The organism is Maribacter sp. Asnod2-G09, assembly GCF_045063795.1.
Classification (GTDB): Bacteria; Bacteroidota; Bacteroidia; order Flavobacteriales; family Flavobacteriaceae; genus Maribacter.
The window spans coordinates 286,261-305,159 of record NZ_JBEFOA010000005.1 but is presented as its reverse complement, the minus strand read 5'-3'; the positions used below and the strand labels follow the sequence as shown (position 1 = coordinate 305,159).

The window sequence follows — 18,899 nt, the reverse complement described above, 5'->3', positions numbered from 1 at the left end:
TTACGATTATGTCAGCAACAGCACATGCACATGTAGATGATCACGCACACGACGATCATGGACATCATCATAAAGAAACTTTTGTAACAAAGTACATCTTTAGTCAGGATCATAAAATGATCGGTAAACAATACTTTATTTTAGGGGTATTGGTTATGGGTTTCATCGGTATTGCGATGTCTTTATTATTCAGAATGCAATTGGCTTGGCCAGGTGAGGCATTTCCTATATTTGAATCTCTTTTAGGAAAATGGGCGCCAGGTGGAGTTATGGATGCCGATGTTTATTTGGCTTTAGTAACTATGCACGGTACCATTATGGTATTCTTCGTGCTTACCGCTGGTTTAAGTGGTACGTTTAGTAACTTATTGATTCCGTTGCAAATTGGTGCTCGCGATATGGCATCTGGTTTCTTGAACATGGTTTCTTTTTGGTTATTCGCTTTGGCTTCTTTAATAATGATTTCATCACTATTTGTAGAAGCAGGACCTGCGGCTGCAGGTTGGACGATTTATCCACCTTTAAGTGCTCTACCAATGGCACAACCTGGTTCTGGTTTAGGTATGACCTTATGGTTAAGTTCAATGGCAATATTTATTGCTTCTTCTCTTTTAGGATCATTGAACTACATTGTAACTGTTATCAATTTAAGAACTAAAGGAATGTCAATGACAAGATTGCCTTTAACGATATGGGCTTTCTTTGTAACGGCTATTATTGGTGTTGTATCATTCCCAGTTTTATTGTCTGCAGCATTATTATTGATTATGGATAGAAGTTTTGGTACTTCTTTCTTCCTTTCAGATATATTTATACAAGGTGAGGTATTACATTATCAAGGTGGTTCTCCGGTTTTATATGAACATTTGTTTTGGTTCTTAGGACACCCTGAAGTATATATCGTGATTTTACCTGCAATGGGATTAGTATCTGAGATTATGGCTACTAGTGCACGTAAGCCTATATTTGGTTACCGTGCAATGATTGCTTCTATTCTTGCAATTGCTTTTCTTTCAACAATTGTATGGGGTCACCATATGTTTATCTCTGGTATGAATCCATTTTTAGGATCTGTATTTACATTTACAACTTTATTGATTGCGATACCTTCAGCGGTAAAAGCATTTAACTGGATAACAACACTCTGGAAAGGTAATCTGCAATTAAACCCTGCGATGCTATTTTCCATTGGTTTTGTATCAACATTTATTACAGGTGGTTTAACAGGTATTGTTTTAGGGGATAGTACATTAGATATTAATGTTCATGACACCTATTTCGTAATTGCTCACTTCCACTTAGTAATGGGTATCTCTGCATTATATGGTTTGTTTGCTGGTGTGTACCATTGGTTCCCTGTAATGTTCGAAGGAAAACTTTTAAATAAAAATTTAGGTTATGTACATTTTTGGGTAACTGCGGTTGCTGCTTACGGTGTATTCTTTCCAATGCATTTTGTTGGTATGGCAGGTGTACCAAGAAGATATTATGAAAACACGGCGTTTCCAATGTTTGATGAACTTGCAGATATACAAGTTTTAATGACTGTGTTTGCTATCATTGCCGGTGCTGCGCAATTAATTTTTGTTGCAAACTTTATCTATAGTATTTTCTATGGTAAGGTCGGACCTAAGAACCCATGGAAATCTAATACATTAGAATGGACTGCTGAACAAAAGCATATTCATGGTAACTGGGCTGGTGCAATACCAGAAGTTCATAGATGGTCTTATGATTATAGTAAGGTTGATGAGAATGGTGAATATTACATTCCAGGTCAAGATTACATACCACAACATATACCACTTCAGGAAAATGAAGAAGAAATGAATCATTAAGCTTCATTAAGTTATATAAAAGCCCAACTAGTAATAGTTGGGCTTTTTTTTGCAATCTTCTTAAGATATTGCTAAGTTGTTTTATTATTACATAAAATTAAATACCTTCAATTTTAAATAGAAGTTTAGATTATGAAAAAGTTCGCCCTACTTGTTATTGTATTGTTTATTTCAGTTAATGGTTACTCTCAACGTAAACCGAAGATAAAGGGGAATAAAAATGTCATTGAAGTAAGGGAAGATTTAGAGCCTTTTACAGCGATTGAATTAGTCGATGATTTAGATATTGTAATTCAGAAGTCTACAACTGAAGGTTATGCTTTAGAATTAGACGACAATTTATTGGATGTTCTTAAATTTAAAGTTGACGATGGAGTTCTTAAAATATCATCATTCTATAATATAACGTCAAAAAAGAAACTTGATATTACTATCTTCTTTCAAGAACTAAGCAGTATTAAGATGCTTAATGGTAAAATTAGTATGAAAGACGTTATTTCTACAAATCGCTTAAGAGTACAAACTTTTGGTACTTCTAGATTAGAGCTCAATGCTACTGCCGATATCATGGATATTACAATGGAAGAAATAAGTTCTGGTGATTTTAATTTAGCCAGTGATTCGTTGAATCTTACCTTAAAGGATAGAATAGATGTGAAATTGTATTCTACTGGTGCGAGCAGTAATATCTACATGTATAAAAATGCGTCTGCGAAAGTTGAGGGTAATGCAGATTACTTAATGGCAAAAATGTATGGTAATAGCTCTTTAAAAGCAGCTGACCTACAAGCAAACTATGTGCTTCTAGTTACTGAAGATTCGCCAGATATTGAAGTCAGAGCATTAAAAACTTTACAACTTAGTTCAAAAGGAGGTACTAGAACCAAACTATATGGTGAACCACAAATTACCATTTTAGACTTTCTAGATACCTCGCGATTAGAAAAGGAGCGAAACTAATTCGCTATAGGTGCTGTCATTAAATGCTCAGGTATGCCAAAACCGTCTACAAGGCTATTTAAATGTGGTCTTAGCTCGGTACATAAACGTTCAACACGCTGGCGTATAGCTTTTGACTTAGTTCCGCTAATGTAGCCTTGTTCTAAATACCAAGAAGCATCTTTTCTTATTTCGGAAAGTGCGTATAAAGTTCCTAATTTTTCAAATAGTGCTTTGTATTCTGGGTCAGTAATTGTGCTTGTGTGCTCTATAAATGATTTATAAGCCAGTTCAGCACTATATGCCTTGCCAAGAGTCATTAAATGAGTTTGAACCTTTAAAAATGCTTGATAAGACGGAATACCCTTTTTAATATATCCCCTAATTCGCATAGCTATTGTATAGGTAAGTCTTCTTGTTCTATGCTCAAAGGCATGAACATGAAACTTCTGGTTGTATAAATGGTCTTTATCCGTCTTGTTCGTGTATAGCGGATTTATGGTAGAAAGCTTATCGCTTAGTTGAGAGCTTAACAATTTTAATACCGTTGAAAAGCCTGCGCTATTAAATTCAGCTTTAAAATCTGAAAGTACGCCTTTTGCAGCAAGTTGTAAGAGAACATTGTTGTCGCCTTCAAACGTGGTGAATATATCTACATCGCCTTTTAGATCTGCAATTCTGTTTTCCAACAAATAACCTTTGCCACCACAGGCTTCACGACATTCTTGAATAGCATCGTTAGCATACCAGGTAATAATAGATTTAAGTCCTGCTACCTGTGTTTCAACCTGTCTTTTGTCAGGTTGAGATTCATCGCAGTAAAGCCTCATCATTTTATCTAATGTAATGTGATACACATATGCACTTGCAACTAGCGGAGTTAAACGTAATTGATGAGATGGGTAATCCATCAATAAATCTTCCTGTATTTTTACACTATCATTAAATTGTCTTCTTTTTAAAGCATGTTTGATAGCTACGGTCAGCGCATATTTGGCTCCGCCTAAACCTGCTCTCGCAACACAAATTCTACCACCTACTAAAGTACCTAGCATGGTAAAGAATCGTTTGTTCGGATTTTTAATTTCTGAATAGTATTCTCCATTACCTAAAATGGTTCCGTACTTGTTTAGTAAATTTTCTTTGGGTACTTCAACTTGGTTAAACCAGATCTTGCCATTATCAACACCGTTTAGCCCGAGCTTATAGCCATTATCTTCAACAGTTACACCTGGTAGTAGCTCATGCTTTTCATTTCTAAGTGGTACTAGAATCGCATGAACGCCTTCATTTTTACCATTAATAATGAGTTGGGCAAAAACAGATGCCATTTTTGAATGTATAGCATTGCCAATATATTCTTTATTGTCATTTTTTCCTGGGGTATGTATGACAATAGTTTCAGTTTTCTTATTGTAGGTTGCGGTAGTTTTTATTCCGCGAACATTAGATCCGTGTCCGGTTTCTGTCATGGCAAAGCATCCTAATAGTTCGGCCTTACCTGTATCGCTTAAATATTTATCATGGTGCTTTTTGGTTCCCAGTTTTTGAATGCTTCCTCCGAACAATCCAAATTGAACGCCAAATTTTATAGCTAAGCTTCCATCTGCCCACATCATATTTTCGAAAATGGTAGCATAGCCCTCCATATCATTGGTGCCGCCATATTCTTTTGGGTAAGCCATTGCACCGTAACCTTTATCCGCTAGAAATTCTACTTGTTTTAAAACATGATTTCTAAATTCTTCTTTGTCACGTCTAACTTCCCATGAAAAAATTGGATCGTTAAGTACAGATCTAAAGGCATCTATAGCTTCTGTATGTTCTCCTTTTAAAATAGTGTCTATAACTTGTGCAGAATACTGTGAAGACTTTTTTTCTAAATCAATATGTACCTCAAATAAATGATTGTAATGATTGGGTTGAATGCCCAAGTTTATTTCAATCTCTTTAATTTGATTATTGAACAAGAAGTCATTATGATAATGCGATGCTACTTTTTGACTGAATGCCGTAAGCGGATATGTTTCATGCTCTACCAACTTTACATTGCTATTGATAATCAATTGTTTCCAATACTTAAATAACTCGTTCTTTGGTGGATTTTTGACATTCATCCATGCTTTAAGTTGTTTTTTATCGTCGCCAGATAATGTGCTATCGTTAGAAATAGCATTCTCAATAACATTTAATTCTGATGCCGACAATAGGTCATCTGACCAGATAATATAAAAGACCGGAATATATTGTAAAACTTGTGCAGTGTAATTTTCTTTTGTCATGCCATGAAATTACAATTTTTAGTTAGATTTCTTATATGTATTTAACGCTTCATTTAGGTATTCTGATAAATTCAATTTGCTGGTAGTATACGAGTAAAGTTATCTCGTGTTTGTCTATCTTTGTTAGTGTATGAACGAGTATTTAGACCCATCTACTGAAGGTTTCTCTAATGAGGAACTAGACATTGAAAGAGCATTGAGACCCATAAATTTTGACGATTTTACAGGTCAAGAACAAGTGCTTGAAAACCTTAAGGTATTTGTGGAAGCTGCAAATAGAAGAGGAGAGGCCTTGGATCATACCTTGTTTCATGGTCCCCCAGGTTTAGGTAAAACTACGCTGGCAAATATTCTTGCGAATGAGTTGGGTGTAGGGATTAAGATTACTTCCGGTCCTGTTTTGGATAAACCGGGCGATTTAGCCGGACTGCTTACCAACTTAGATGAACGCGATGTTTTGTTTATTGATGAAATTCACAGATTAAGCCCTATTGTAGAAGAGTATTTATACTCTGCAATGGAAGATTATAAGATTGATATCATGTTAGAATCTGGGCCGAATGCTAGGTCTGTTCAGATTAATTTGAATCCGTTTACATTGATTGGTGCTACCACCCGATCTGGATTATTGACTGCGCCAATGCGTGCGCGATTTGGCATTCAAAGTAGGTTACAATATTATTCTACCGAATTGCTTTCGACCATTGTTGAACGTAGTGCAGAAATATTACGTGTACCCATTACTCAAGATGCAGCCATAGAAATTGCCGGTAGAAGTAGAGGGACACCTAGAATTTGTAATGCGTTACTTAGAAGAGTGCGTGATTTTGCAGAGATAAAAGGAAATGGCTCTATTGATATGGAAATTTCAAAATTTAGTTTAAAGGCATTAAATGTAGATGCACATGGGCTAGATGAAATGGATAACAAAATTCTAACCACTATTATTGATAAGTTTAAAGGTGGTCCTGTAGGTATTAGTACCTTGGCTACAGCTGTTTCTGAAAGTGCAGAAACTATTGAAGAAGTTTATGAGCCCTTTCTAATTCAGCAAGGATTTATCATGAGAACTCCTCGTGGTCGTGAAGTAACCGAATTGGCTTACAAACACCTTGGTAGAATAAAAGGAGGAATTCAACCCGGCTTGTTTTGAGTATCGACATAAAATCTAAATGGACAAATAGTATTAAAACCGAAGCCAAACGCCTCGGTTTTTTATCATGTGGTATATCCAAGTCAGATTTTTTAGAAGAAGAAGCACCTAGGTTAGAAAAGTGGTTGAATAAAAATATGAATGGCGAAATGAGCTATATGGCGAATCATTTCGATAAAAGATTAGATCCGAGATTATTGGTCGAAGGCTCTAAGTCGGTTATTTCTCTTTTATTAAATTACTATCCAGAAGAAACGCAAACCGATGATTCTTATAAGATTTCAAAATATGCCTATGGTCAAGATTATCACCATATCATCAAAACAAAGCTAAGACAGTTACAAGAATTTATTACCGAGGAAATAGGCGAGGTCAATGGTCGTGCTTTTGTAGATTCTGCCCCTGTATTAGATAAAGCTTGGGCAGCAAAAAGTGGGCTAGGATGGATAGGTAAGAATAGCAATTTACTCACCCAGCAAGTTGGCTCTTTTTATTTTATAGCAGAGTTGATAGTTGATTTAGAATTAGAATATGACCATGCGGTAACCGATCATTGTGGTACCTGTACCGCCTGTATAGATGCCTGCCCAACACAGGCAATTGTTGATCCGTACGTGGTTGATGGTAGTAAGTGTATTTCTTATTTTACGATTGAGTTAAAAAATGAACTGCCAAACGAAATGAAAGGTTCTTTTGATGATTGGATGTTTGGCTGTGATGTTTGCCAAGATGTTTGCCCTTGGAATCGGTTTTCGAAACCACATAATGAACCATTATTCAACCCTAATCCAGACCTGCTGAGTATGACTAAAAAAGACTGGGAAGAAATAACTGTCGATGTCTTTCAAAAAGTGTTCAAGGAATCTGCGGTTAAGCGAACGAAGTTCGACGGACTCACAAGAAATATTGAGTTTTTAAAATAATTGAAACTTCTCAATCGTTTTCGTTCGATTTTCTGAATAGTAATGTACTAGAACAGTCTTAATTATATTATATTGGTAGTCGTTGAAAATTACGTTTTCCGAAATAATACTATAGGTTTTGTGAGAATGTACTAAAACGTATCACCAATTAATTAACTGATCTCGTACATGAAGTTCAATAAACCAAGTCTAAGTTTCTGGCAGATATTTAATATGAATGTTGGTTTTTTAGGAATCCAGTATAGCTTCGGGTTGCAGCAAACCGCTATTAATCCTATTTTCTTATATCTAGGTGCCCCAGAAGATATGCTTCCTATTTTAAATATCGCTGGTCCGGTAACGGGTTTGATTGTACAACCTATAATTGGGGCTATTTCAGATAAAACATGGTCAGAACGCTGGGGTAGAAGAAAGCCTTTTTTCTTGATTGGGGCAATTTTGGGTAGTTTATGTTTATTCGCTTTCCCAACGAGTCCCGTTTTATGGTTTGCTGTTGGTTTACTTTGGATTCTTGACGTAGGTAACAATATGGCAATGGAGCCTTACAGGGCTTTTGTTGGTGATAAACTTCCTGAGAAACAATTGAGTTTAGGTTATCAAATGCAAAGTTTGTTTGTGGGTGCAGGTATACTTTTAGCAAATGGATCTATTGTACTATTCCAATATTTATTTGGAGGTGAATCTGTTGAAGTTGCAGGAACGATACCGACTTGGTTGTACTACTCATTTTATATTGGTGCAATTCTTTCGATTACTACAATCCTTTATTCAGTTTTAAAAACTCCAGAAATTCCGCCTTCATCAGAAGAATTGACAGCGATTAATAATGCAAAAGCTAAGCCGTTAACTGAGCGCATTGCTTTGCCTTTTAAGGAAATTGCAGAATCTATAAAGAAAATGCCCAAGTTTATGTGGAGAGTTGGTGCAGTATATTTATTTCAATGGTATGCTTTATTTATTTACTGGCAGTATACTACGCCATTGTTTAAATTGACAATGGGATACACTACGGGAGAAGCAGCCTCACAATCTGCACAAATGAGTTTGACCTATAATATAGTGACTATGGTAGTCGCTTTGGCTTTGGTGCCACTTACATTGAAATATGGTGGTAAAAAAATATATGCATTAAGCCTGTTCGGTACTGCTATTTCATTATTTACAATCCCGTATATCACAGATCCAATTATGGTTTTAGTGCCAATGGTACTTTTTGGTATTGGTTGGGCGGCAATGATGGGTATACCTTATACCATGGTATCAAAAGTGGTTCCCCAAGAAAGACGTGGGGTTTATATGGGGATATTAAATATGATGATTGTGATTCCTATGGGTATTGAGACACTAACTTTTGGTCCTATTTATAAATACTTGCTTAGTAATAATGCCATTAACGCCATGTTATTTGCTGGTGCATTTTTCGCAATCTCAGGTTTTCTAGCCTTACGCCTTAATGTGCCAAATAAAGAGAAGGCTTCTGAATTGTAATTTGATATGCCACTTTGAGCCATTTAATTAGAACAATTTATTTTGTTTGTATAAATACCGATTCGCTTAACGCTTTCTTACAGAATACCTTTAAATTTGTTTTTTTAAATAGAAGAGTATGAGCAATGAAAAGCTAAGAAGAGAAGCACTTATTTATCATGCAAAACCACAGCCTGGTAAAATAAAAATAGTTCCCACAAAACCTTATAGTACACAACGTGATCTTGCTCTGGCTTATTCGCCTGGTGTAGCAGAGCCATGCTTAGAGATAGCAAAGGATAAAGACAACGCATATAAATACACCTCTAAAGGTAATTTGGTTGCCATTATTTCTAATGGTACAGCTGTATTAGGATTAGGAAACATTGGTCCGGAGGCTTCAAAACCTGTAATGGAAGGTAAAGGTCTTCTGTTTAAAATTTTCGCAGATATCGATGGTATTGACATTGAGGTAGATACAGAAGATGTAGATAAGTTTATTGAAACTGTGAAGATGATCGCACCAACTTTTGGTGGAATTAACCTTGAAGATATAAAAGCGCCTGAAGCTTTTGAGATTGAACGAAGGTTGAAAGAGGAGTTAGATATTCCTGTAATGCATGATGATCAACATGGTACGGCTATAATCTCTGCAGCTGCTTTATTGAATGCATTAGAGATTTCTAAAAAGAAAATGGACGAAGTACGCATTGTAATAAGTGGTGCGGGTGCTGCGGCTGTTTCATGTACAAAATTATATAAAGCATTTGGTGCAAAGGCAGAGAATATAGTAATGCTCGATAGTAAAGGTGTCATTAGAAAAGATGCCGATAATTTATCGCCAGCAAAGAAAGAATTCGCTACCGACAGAAAAATAAACACGCTTGATGAAGCTATGGTAGATGCCGATGTATTCGTTGGTCTATCGATAGCAAATGTAGTAACTCCGAATATGTTACTATCCATGGCTGAGAATCCTATTGTGTTTGCAATGGCTAACCCGGATCCAGAGATAGCTTATGATTTAGCGGTTGCTACCAGAAAAGATATTATAATGGCAACGGGAAGATCTGATCATCCTAATCAAGTAAATAATGTACTTGGTTTTCCATTCATATTTAGAGGGGCTTTAGATGTTAGGGCTACTGCAATAAATGAGGCTATGAAAATGGCAGCTGTAAAAGCTTTGGCAGACTTAACAAGACAACCGGTACCTGAGCAAGTAAACATTGCATACGGAGAAACAAGATTAACTTTTGGAAAGGAATATATTATACCTAAGCCTTTTGATCAGCGATTAATATATGAAATACCACCTGCAGTAGCTAAAGCTGCTATAGAGAGTGGTGTTGCAAAAGCGCCAATTGATGATTGGGATAAATATAGAGAAGAGCTTATGCTTCGTTCGGGTAACGATAATAAGGTTGTTCGATTATTACATGGTAGAGCACGTAGTAATGCCAAGCGAATAGTATTTGCCGAAGCTGATCATTTAGATGTTTTAAAGGCGGCTCAAATAGTTCATGAAGAGGGTATTGCTATTCCTATTCTTTTGGGTAGAAAAGAAATTATTCTTGAATTGAAGAAAGAGTTGGAGTTCGATGCCGACTTGGTAATTATTGATCCTATCTCAGAGGAGTTCGACGAACGTCATATTCGTTATGCTACTAAATATTGGGAAAGTCGCAAACGTAGCGGTGTAACTTTTTACAGTGCAAAAATAAAAATGCGAGAGCGTAACTATTTTGGTGCGATGATGGTTCTTGAAGGTGATGCAGACGGAATGATTTCTGGTTACTCAAGAGCTTACCCTACGGTAGTAAAGCCAATTTTAGAAGTTATTGGTAGAGCAAGCGGAGTTAAAAAAGTAGCAACGGTGAATATTATGATTACCGATAGGGGTCCATTATTTTTAGCGGATACTTCTATTAATATAGAGCCTAATGCTGAAGAGCTTGCAGATATTGCACAAATGACAGCGAACGTTGCTGCTAATTTCGGTTTTGATCCAGTGTTGGCAATGTTGAGCTATGCTAACTTTGGTTCTTCAACGCACCCTAATGCTAAAAAAGTCAGGGAAGCGGTTCGTATTCTTCATGAAACGAAACCTGATTTGGTGGTTGATGGTGAAATACAAACCGATTTTGCTTTAAACAGAGAACTTCATGAGAGTAAGTTTCCATTCTCTAAACTAGCGGGTAGAAAAGTGAATACATTAATATTTCCGAATTTAGAATCGGCGAATATTACATATAAGCTTTTAAAGGAGTTGAACAGTGCAGATTCTATTGGTCCGATAATGGTCGGTTTAAGAAAAGCGGTTCATATTATGCAATTAGGTGCCAGTGTAGACGAAATAGTAAACATGGCGGCTGTTGCTGTAATTGATGCTCAAGAGCGTGAAAAGCGCAAGAAAGCTAAAGGTTCAAAATAATATTTAATTAAATAATAACTCAAATAGGGAAATTGGTAGACATACTTCTTTCCCTTTTTAATTTTAAAAAACCATGATACATCACTTAAGAGGAAAACTAGTAGAGAAGAACCCAACTCATGTTATTATCGAATGTGGTGGTGTCGGCTATTTTGTAAATATTTCTTTAAACACTTTTTCAAAGCTGCCAGAGCAAGAAAACATCTCGGTTTTTACGCACCTTCAAGTGAAGGAAGATTCTCACACGTTGTTCGGTTTTGTTGAAAAATCTGAACGTGAAATATTCCGATTATTGCTATCTGTTTCAGGTATTGGGTCAAGTATAGCCAGAACCATGCTTTCATCTATGTCTCCTTCTCAAGTAAGAGATGCTATTGCTAACGGTGATGTTGCATCAATACAAGCCGTAAAAGGTATAGGAGCGAAAACCGCACAGCGTGTAATTTTAGATCTTAGAGATAAGGTCTTAAAAGTTTACGATATAGACGAACTTTCACTAAGTATAAACAATACAAATAAAGATGAAGCGTTATCTGCTTTAGAAGTTCTAGGCTTCGCACGTAAACAATCAGAGAGGGTTGTCGATAAAGTGCTTAGTCAAGATGCTTCTCTAAGTGTCGAGAATATAATTAAACTCGCGCTCAAAAATTTGTAATAAGTTTGAAAAACGGGGTAACTAAATTTCTTAAAATTTCTTTTAAGCACATCTTTGTATTCTTTATGTTTTTGGGTTCCATAACAACTGTTGTGGCGCAAGAAACAGAAGAACAGGAAATTGATTCGGTAAAAACAGGATATGATCTGGGTAGAATTCTAATTGAGAATCCAGAAAGTATCGTGTCAAAATATATTTATGACCCGAAACTTGATCGTTATATCTATAATGAAAGTGTGGGTGATTTTAATATCGGATATCCTGTAATTCTTACACCAGATCAGTATTTTAAATTGATTAGGGAAGAAGGAATAAAATCATATTTCAAGGAAAAATCTGATGCTTATTCAGGTAAAAAAGAAGGTAGTGAAGAAGCTCGTAAAAACTTACTTCCTAATTTTTATGTAAATAACGATTTCTTTTCAACCATTTTTGGCGGTAATACTATCGAGATAATTCCGCAAGGATCTGTTGCGATGGATTTAGGAGTTATCTGGCAGAAAAATGATAATCCTTCTTTATCACCAAGAAATAGAACGAATCTATCTTTTGATTTTGATCAACGTATTAGTCTTAGTATGTTGGGTCAAATAGGGGAGCGTTTACAAGTAACTGCCAATTACGATACAGAAGCAACTTTCGATTTTCAGAATATTGTAAAGTTAGATTATACGCCAACAGAAGATGATATTATTCAATCTATAGAAGTTGGTAATGTAAACATGCCACTTAATAGTTCGCTAATTTCTGGTGCACAGAGTTTATTTGGTGTAAAAACGAAACTACAATTTGGTAAAACTTCGGTAACAGCTGTTTTTTCTGAGCAGCGTTCGCAAAACAATACAGTAGTTGCACAAGGCGGTGGTACATTAAATGATTTTTCTTTAACGGCGTTAGACTATGATGAAAATAGACACTTCTTTTTAGCGCAGTATTTTAGAGATAACTACGACGAAGCACTTTCTTCTTATCCTTATATAAAAAGTCAGGTACAGATTACCCGTATAGAAGTTTGGATTACCAACAGAACGCAACAGACACTAAATGTGCGTAATGTTGTGGCAATTCAAGATTTAGGTGAATCAGATATTACGAAGACCAGAGTTGGTCAGAGTAACGGTAGTGGTGGCGGATTCTTTAATGGTCCTGCAGATTTAAGACCTAGAAACAACGCCAATGATTATGACCCGGCTTTAATTCTTACCAATAATGGTGCGTTAAATGATAACATTAGGGAAATCGCCACTGTAGAAAGCGGATTCAATGCTGGTAGTTTCGCAGGTGGGTATTCTCCTAATCAAGGTTTTGATTATGCCTATTTAGAAAATGCTAGAAAGTTAGAGCAAGGTAGAGATTTCGATTTCAATACACAGTTAGGTTATATTTCATTAAACCAACGTTTAAGTAACGATGAGGTTTTAGGTGTTGCATATCAGTACACATTTCAAGGTCAGGTATACCAAGTTGGTGAATTTGCAAATGGCGGTATTGAGGCTACCACGGTTACACAGACGGTAAATACAGTTATAGAAAATAATACCTTAATTCTTAAACTTCTTAAAAGTAATATTACCAATATCACTGATCCTATTTGGGACTTGATGATGAAGAATATTTACGCAACTGGCGCGTATAGTTTAAGTGAGGAAGATTTTAAAATGAATATTCTATATTCTGATCCTACTCCAAGAAACTATATTACTCCTATTGAGGAAGGTCCCGGTTCTGGTTGGCCTGAAGGGTTGGAAGAAAGTATTCTTCTAAATGTCTTCAATTTAGATAGATTGAATGTCTATAATGATATTCAACCAGGTGGTGATGGTTTCTTCGATTTTATAAGTGGTCAAACGATAGATGTGCAGAATGGTCGTATCATCTTTACCAAAGTAGAACCTTTTGGGGAGTACTTATATGAAAAACTACAGAATGGTAATAGTGGTCAGTATAATGTTACTTCTGGTTATAACGCCAATCAAGAGCAGTATGTATTTAGAGATATGTACTCTTTAACCAAAACAGCGGCACTACAAGATCCTGAAAAAAATAAATTCATATTAAAAGGTTCATATAAATCAGAAGGTAGTAATGGTATTTCTATTGGTGCTTTTAACGTACCTCAAGGTTCGGTAACGGTAACTGCAAACGGTAGAACCTTGCAAGAGGGTATCGATTATACGGTAAACTATCAATCAGGTACGGTGCAAATATTAGATCCTAGTTTAGAGGCTTCTAATGTGCCTATTAATATTTCTGTAGAAAATAATGCAGTATTCGGACAACAAACACGTCGTTTTACGGGTGTAAATGTTGAACATCAATTCAATGAGAAATTTGTTTTGGGCAGTACATTGTTAAATATGAACGAACGACCGTTAACGCAGAAATCTACATACGGAGTAGAATCTGTAAACAATACTATATTCGGATTAAATACTAATTTCTCTACAGAGGTACCTTTCTTGACCCGTATGGTGAATAAGTTGCCAAATATAGATACCGATGTGCCTTCTAATATTTCTGTTAGGGCAGAAATGGCCGCATTAATACCAAGCTCACCTAAAAATGCTGATTTTGAAGGGGAGACAACTACGTATTTAGATGATTTTGAAGGGGCACAGGCCTTGATAGATATTAGAGCATCTCTTGGGTGGTCTCTTGCTAGTATGCCATTAGAATTTGGTAATTCGGATCAACCATTTGGTAGTTCGCCAGAAGATTTAAATAACCTATTAAACGGTTATGGTAGAGCTAAGTTATCTTGGTATACTATTGATCCAATATTCTTTACTACACAAAGACCTGCTGAGATTAGTGATGATGATATTTCAACAAACGCTACGCGTAGAGTTTATATCGATGAAGTTTTTCCTGAGACTGATGTTGCTCAAGGGCAGACCCAGGTTCAGTCTACTTTAGATATGGTGTATTATCCGACAGCTAAAGGTCCGTATAATAACAATCCTGATTTTGAAACTGAAGCTCCAACTGAAAAGTGGGGTGGTATGATGCGTTCTTTAAGTAGTACAGATTTTGAACAAAGTAATGTTGAATTTGTTCAGTTTTGGGTAATGGATCCTTATGTTGATGGTATTGCTAACGGTCCAGGTGAATTGGTTTTTAACCTTGGTAATATTTCTGAAGATATTTTACGTGATGGTAAAAAGCAATATGAAAACGGATTGCCGGGCGTAAATAGTAACGATTTTGTTTCGCCTACTTCTTGGGGAGAGGTGCCGGCAACACAATCTTTGGTGTATGCTTTTGATGCAGATGAAAACAACAGAGGTTTACAGGATATTGGTTTTGACGGTTTAGATGATGTACGTGAAGCGGATGTATATACGAATAACGGTGGTGATGATCCTGCATTAGATAACTACGGGTATTACCTAAATAGAGATGGTAGTATTTTAGATAGATATTTAGATTTTAATAACCCTCAAGGGAATTCGCCTGTAACGGTAACCAATACTGATAGGGGTTCTACAACATTGCCAGATGTGGAAGATGTTGATAGAGATTTAACCATGAATACGGTTAATAGTTATTACGAATATCGAATTTCAATAAAGCCTAATACTACAATTAATGACGAGTATGTAACCGACATTATTGAAGGTACAGCAAGCGGAGATATTAGAATACCTAATGGTGATGACGTAAACTACCGTTGGATCCAATATAAAATTCCGTTAAGTGATTTTACCGATGCTGTAGGTGGTATTACAGATTTTAGGTCTATTAGTTTTATGAGAATGTATATGACTGGTTTTAATAGTCCAACCATTTTACGTTTTGCTACATTAGATTTAGTTAGAGGAGATTGGCGTACATATACCAGTACCTTACAAGATAAAAACATTGATAGTGATCCTTCTGATGATGGTACTACCTTAGATGTTAATACGGTAAATATTGAAGAAAATAGCAGTAGAACGCCGATACCTTATGTATTGCCGCCAGGTGTTATTAGAGAACAATTAAATAATAACAATACCATTATACGCCAGAACGAGCAATCTCTTTCGTTGACCGTGTCTAATTTAGAGTCTGAAGATTCGCGTGGTGTATTTAAAAACTTGAATGTTGACATTCGTCAGTATGAGAAAATGAAAATGTTCATACATGCCGAAAAAATTATAGATAGTGATTATGCAGATACTTCTACGCCTTTAGTAGGTTTCTTGCGTATGGGAACAGATTTTACCCAAAACTACTATCAAATAGAATTACCGTTAGAGTTTACGCCTTTTACTGCGGTTGCAGATGATGAGGTATGGCCAGAGAATAATGAGATGAACATTTTACTTAGTGATTTAACAAAAGTAAAATCGCAATGGATTGCCGATGGTGATCTTAGTGATGTTCGTTTCTTTGAAATTGAAAACGGCGAAGTTATACCTGTGGGTGAGTTCGATGTTCGTGCTCCTGGTAGAATACGTATTGGTATTAAGGGTAACCCGTCTTTAGGTAGTATACGTACCATGATGGTGGGTATAAAAAATCAAGATATTTTACCTGCAAGAGGTGAGGTTTGGTTCAATGAACTTCGTTTAGCTGGTTTAGATAATAATGGTGGCTGGGCTGCAATTGCTGCAGTTGATGGTAATATTGCCGATTTTGCCAATTTTAGTGCAACCGGTAGTAAAAGTACTTCTGGTTTTGGTTCTATAGATCAAATGCCAAATGAACGTGCTCGTGAAGATGTTATTTCTTACGATGTAGTTACCAATGTTAATGTCGGACAATTGCTTCCTAAGAAATGGGGAATTCAATTACCATTCAATTACGGAATTTCAGAGCAGATGATTACGCCTGAGTTTGATCCTGTATATGATGATTTAAAATTAGACGATAGAATTGCGGCTGAAGCTACCCAAGAGGGTAAAGATGAAGTTTTAGAGCAGGCTGAAGATTATACAAAGCGAACGAGTATCAACTTAATTGGTGTTCGAAAAGATCGTGGCGAAGAGGCAGATGCTAACTTCTACGATATTGAAAACTTTACATTTAATTATAGTTACAACGAAACTGATCATAGAGATTTTGAAATTGCTGAGCTAAAAGAGCAAAATGTGAATACTGGTTTTGTGTACAATCACAGTTTTGAACCGGTAGAAGTTGCTCCGTTTGCTAAAAAAGACTCCCTTTTTACAGGTAAATACTGGCAATGGCTAAAAGATCTGAACTTAAATTTATTACCGTCCAATATTGGTGTTACTTCTAATATTAATAGGCAATTTAATGCACAGCGTTTTAGAGATGTGTATACTGATGGTGAAGATAGAATTGCATTACCAGAGTTGCAGCAGCGTAATTATTTATTTAATTGGCAATATGCTATCAACTATGATTTGACAAAATCGTTACGATTAAATCTTACTGGTTCGAATAATAATATTGTTAGAAATTATCTAAACGAAGATGAGCCTTTAGAATCTGCCGATAGAATAAGAAATGAACTTGGCTTGTGGGACGGCTTCTTTGATGTTGGTGAACCGAATAGACATTCTCAACAAATGCAGTTGAATTATGAAGTACCTTTTTCTAAGATACCTGCGTTAGATTTTATAAGTACACAATACTCGTATACCAGTAATTTCGATTGGCAAAGAGGTGGCGACGCATTGTTTGAGGTAGCTGGTGAATATATAAATACAGTACAGAATGCAAATACGCATACGATAACATCGTCTTTGAGCATGCAAAAGTTCTATGACTTAATCGGACTTAAAAAACGTAAAGCTCCAAAAGCTTCTGCTACAGGACCGATACGTAGAGATAAGTCGGGTGCATTATCTGAAGATCAAGAGAAAATTAAAGGTAAAACAAGTGATTTATTCAATACGGTCGTAGATGTCGTTACTATGGTGAAACGATTGAACTTTAATTACAGTGAGAATAATGGTACTGTACTACCTGGATATACACAATCTGTTGGGTTCGTCGGTACAACTAAACCTACTATTGGTTTCTTGTTCGGTAGTCAGTCAGATGTTAGGTACGAAGCGGCTAGAAATGGTTGGCTTACGGGGTATCAAGAGTTCAACGAGCAATTCATCCAAAGAACAAATAAACAATTGAATATTACCGCAACTGCACAACCAACAAAAGATATTACGATTGATTTGGTAGCAGATAGACAGTATTCTGACAGTTATCAAGAGAATTTTAATGTGGTTGACCAAGAATACAACCTGCAGTTGGGTAACAACTATGGTAGCTTTAGTATTTCTACTATGATGATTGGTACCGCTTTTGGTAAAAGTGATGAATTTGATTCTAGTACTTTTCAAGAGTTTCAGGATAATAGAATTACGATTGCAAATAGAATAGCAGTCGAACAAGGTATACCTGTTGATGCGAATGGTGAGTTTCCTGAAGGATATGGAAAAACACAACAAAGTGTTTTATTACCGGCATTCTTTTCAGCGTATACTGGTCAAGATGCTAAACGTGTAAACTTAGATACGTTTAGAGATATTCCAATACCGAACTGGAGTATTAAGTATACTGGTTTAATGAAAAGTAAATGGTTTAAAAAGAAATTCAAGCGTTTTTCTTTGAGTCATGGGTATCGTGCATCATATAGTATTAACTCGTACCAAACGAATTTAGAGAAGGTGCAGTTGATCAGTGATAGAAGATTAGATCCTACTATTGAACTTATCAATGCCGAAAATGGAAACATTTTACCAGATTTAATTTTAAATAATGTGGTACTAACGGATCAATTTAATCCATTAATTCGTGTAGATTTTGAAATGAAGAATTCTGTTAGTGTTTTAGCAGAAGTAAGAACAGATAGAGCATTATCTTTAAGTTTCGATAATGATTTAATGACCGAAATCAACGGTAAAGAATATACAGTTGGGTTAGGGTATCGTTTTAAAGATGTAAAATTTGTAACGAATATTGGTGGTAACAAAACAAGGTTAAAGGGTGACTTAAACTTAAAAGCTGATGTCACCTTACGAGATAATATTACTATTATTAGAAATTTAGACATCAATAATAACCAAATTACTTCTGGTCAGAATTTAATGTCGCTGAAGTTTACGGCAGATTACGCCTTAAGTAAGAACTTAAATGCATTGTTCTTTTACGATCATTCGTTCTCTCAATTTGCAGTCTCGACCGCTTTTCCACAAACAACTATTAATACCGGATTTACAATTCGATACAATTTTGGTAACTAATACCGCAAC

The 18,899-nt window shown here is 35.9% G+C and carries 9 protein-coding genes; 8 read left to right on the top strand and 1 reads right to left on the bottom strand.

Annotation, left to right across the window (positions count from 1 at the left end; all coding sequences use genetic code 11):
• Window positions 1-8 precede the first annotated feature (8 nt).
• Together ACJJVT_RS13490 and ACJJVT_RS13485 are read left to right on the top strand one after the other, a co-directional pair.
• Window positions 9-1,838: a cbb3-type cytochrome c oxidase subunit I gene (locus ACJJVT_RS13490; RefSeq protein ID WP_405399381.1), complete on the top strand. Its 1,830-nt coding sequence runs from the start codon at window positions 9-11 to the stop codon at window positions 1,836-1,838.
• A 132-nt stretch (window positions 1,839-1,970) separates the two neighbouring features.
• Window positions 1,971-2,798 (top strand): GIN domain-containing protein, encoded by an 828-nt coding sequence (locus ACJJVT_RS13485; RefSeq protein WP_405399379.1) that lies wholly within the window; start codon window positions 1,971-1,973, stop codon window positions 2,796-2,798.
• Here the strand turns inward: ACJJVT_RS13485 and ACJJVT_RS13480 are convergent.
• Window positions 2,795-5,059, bottom strand: a complete 2,265-nt coding sequence (locus tag ACJJVT_RS13480) for an acyl-CoA dehydrogenase (RefSeq protein WP_405399377.1) — start codon at window positions 5,057-5,059, stop codon at window positions 2,795-2,797. The two genes, ACJJVT_RS13485 and ACJJVT_RS13480, sit on opposite strands and share 4 nt — an antisense overlap.
• 130 nt (window positions 5,060-5,189) lie before the next feature.
• On the opposite strand from ACJJVT_RS13480, the gene ruvB reads away from it, so the two are divergent.
• The 6 genes from ruvB (at window position 5,190) to sprA (ending at window position 18,890) form a co-directional block, all read left to right on the top strand.
• Window positions 5,190-6,212, top strand: a complete 1,023-nt coding sequence (gene ruvB, locus ACJJVT_RS13475; RefSeq protein WP_405399376.1) for a Holliday junction branch migration DNA helicase RuvB — start codon at window positions 5,190-5,192, stop codon at window positions 6,210-6,212.
• Between the two features lie 2 nt (window positions 6,213-6,214).
• Window positions 6,215-7,135 (top strand): tRNA epoxyqueuosine(34) reductase QueG, encoded by a 921-nt coding sequence (gene queG, locus ACJJVT_RS13470; protein ID WP_405401041.1) that lies wholly within the window; start codon window positions 6,215-6,217, stop codon window positions 7,133-7,135.
• 168 nt (window positions 7,136-7,303) lie between these two features.
• A complete protein-coding gene (locus ACJJVT_RS13465) occupies window positions 7,304-8,623 on the top strand; it encodes an MFS transporter (protein ID WP_405399374.1) in 1,320 nt (439 codons plus the stop codon).
• A gap of 118 nt (window positions 8,624-8,741) precedes the next feature.
• The gene (locus ACJJVT_RS13460) at window positions 8,742-11,036 is read left to right on the top strand and encodes an NADP-dependent malic enzyme (protein ID WP_405399372.1); all 2,295 of its coding nucleotides are present in this window, start codon (window positions 8,742-8,744) and stop codon (window positions 11,034-11,036) included.
• 73 nt (window positions 11,037-11,109) lie between these two features.
• Complete coding sequence (gene ruvA, locus ACJJVT_RS13455; RefSeq protein WP_073242374.1) at window positions 11,110-11,691, top strand: Holliday junction branch migration protein RuvA; 582 nt, start codon at window positions 11,110-11,112, stop codon at window positions 11,689-11,691.
• Between the two features lie 5 nt (window positions 11,692-11,696).
• On the top strand, window positions 11,697-18,890 hold the full coding sequence (gene sprA, locus ACJJVT_RS13450; RefSeq protein ID WP_405399369.1) for a cell surface protein SprA: 7,194 nt from the start codon (window positions 11,697-11,699) through the stop codon (window positions 18,888-18,890).
• The last annotated feature ends 9 nt before the right edge of the window (window positions 18,891-18,899 follow it).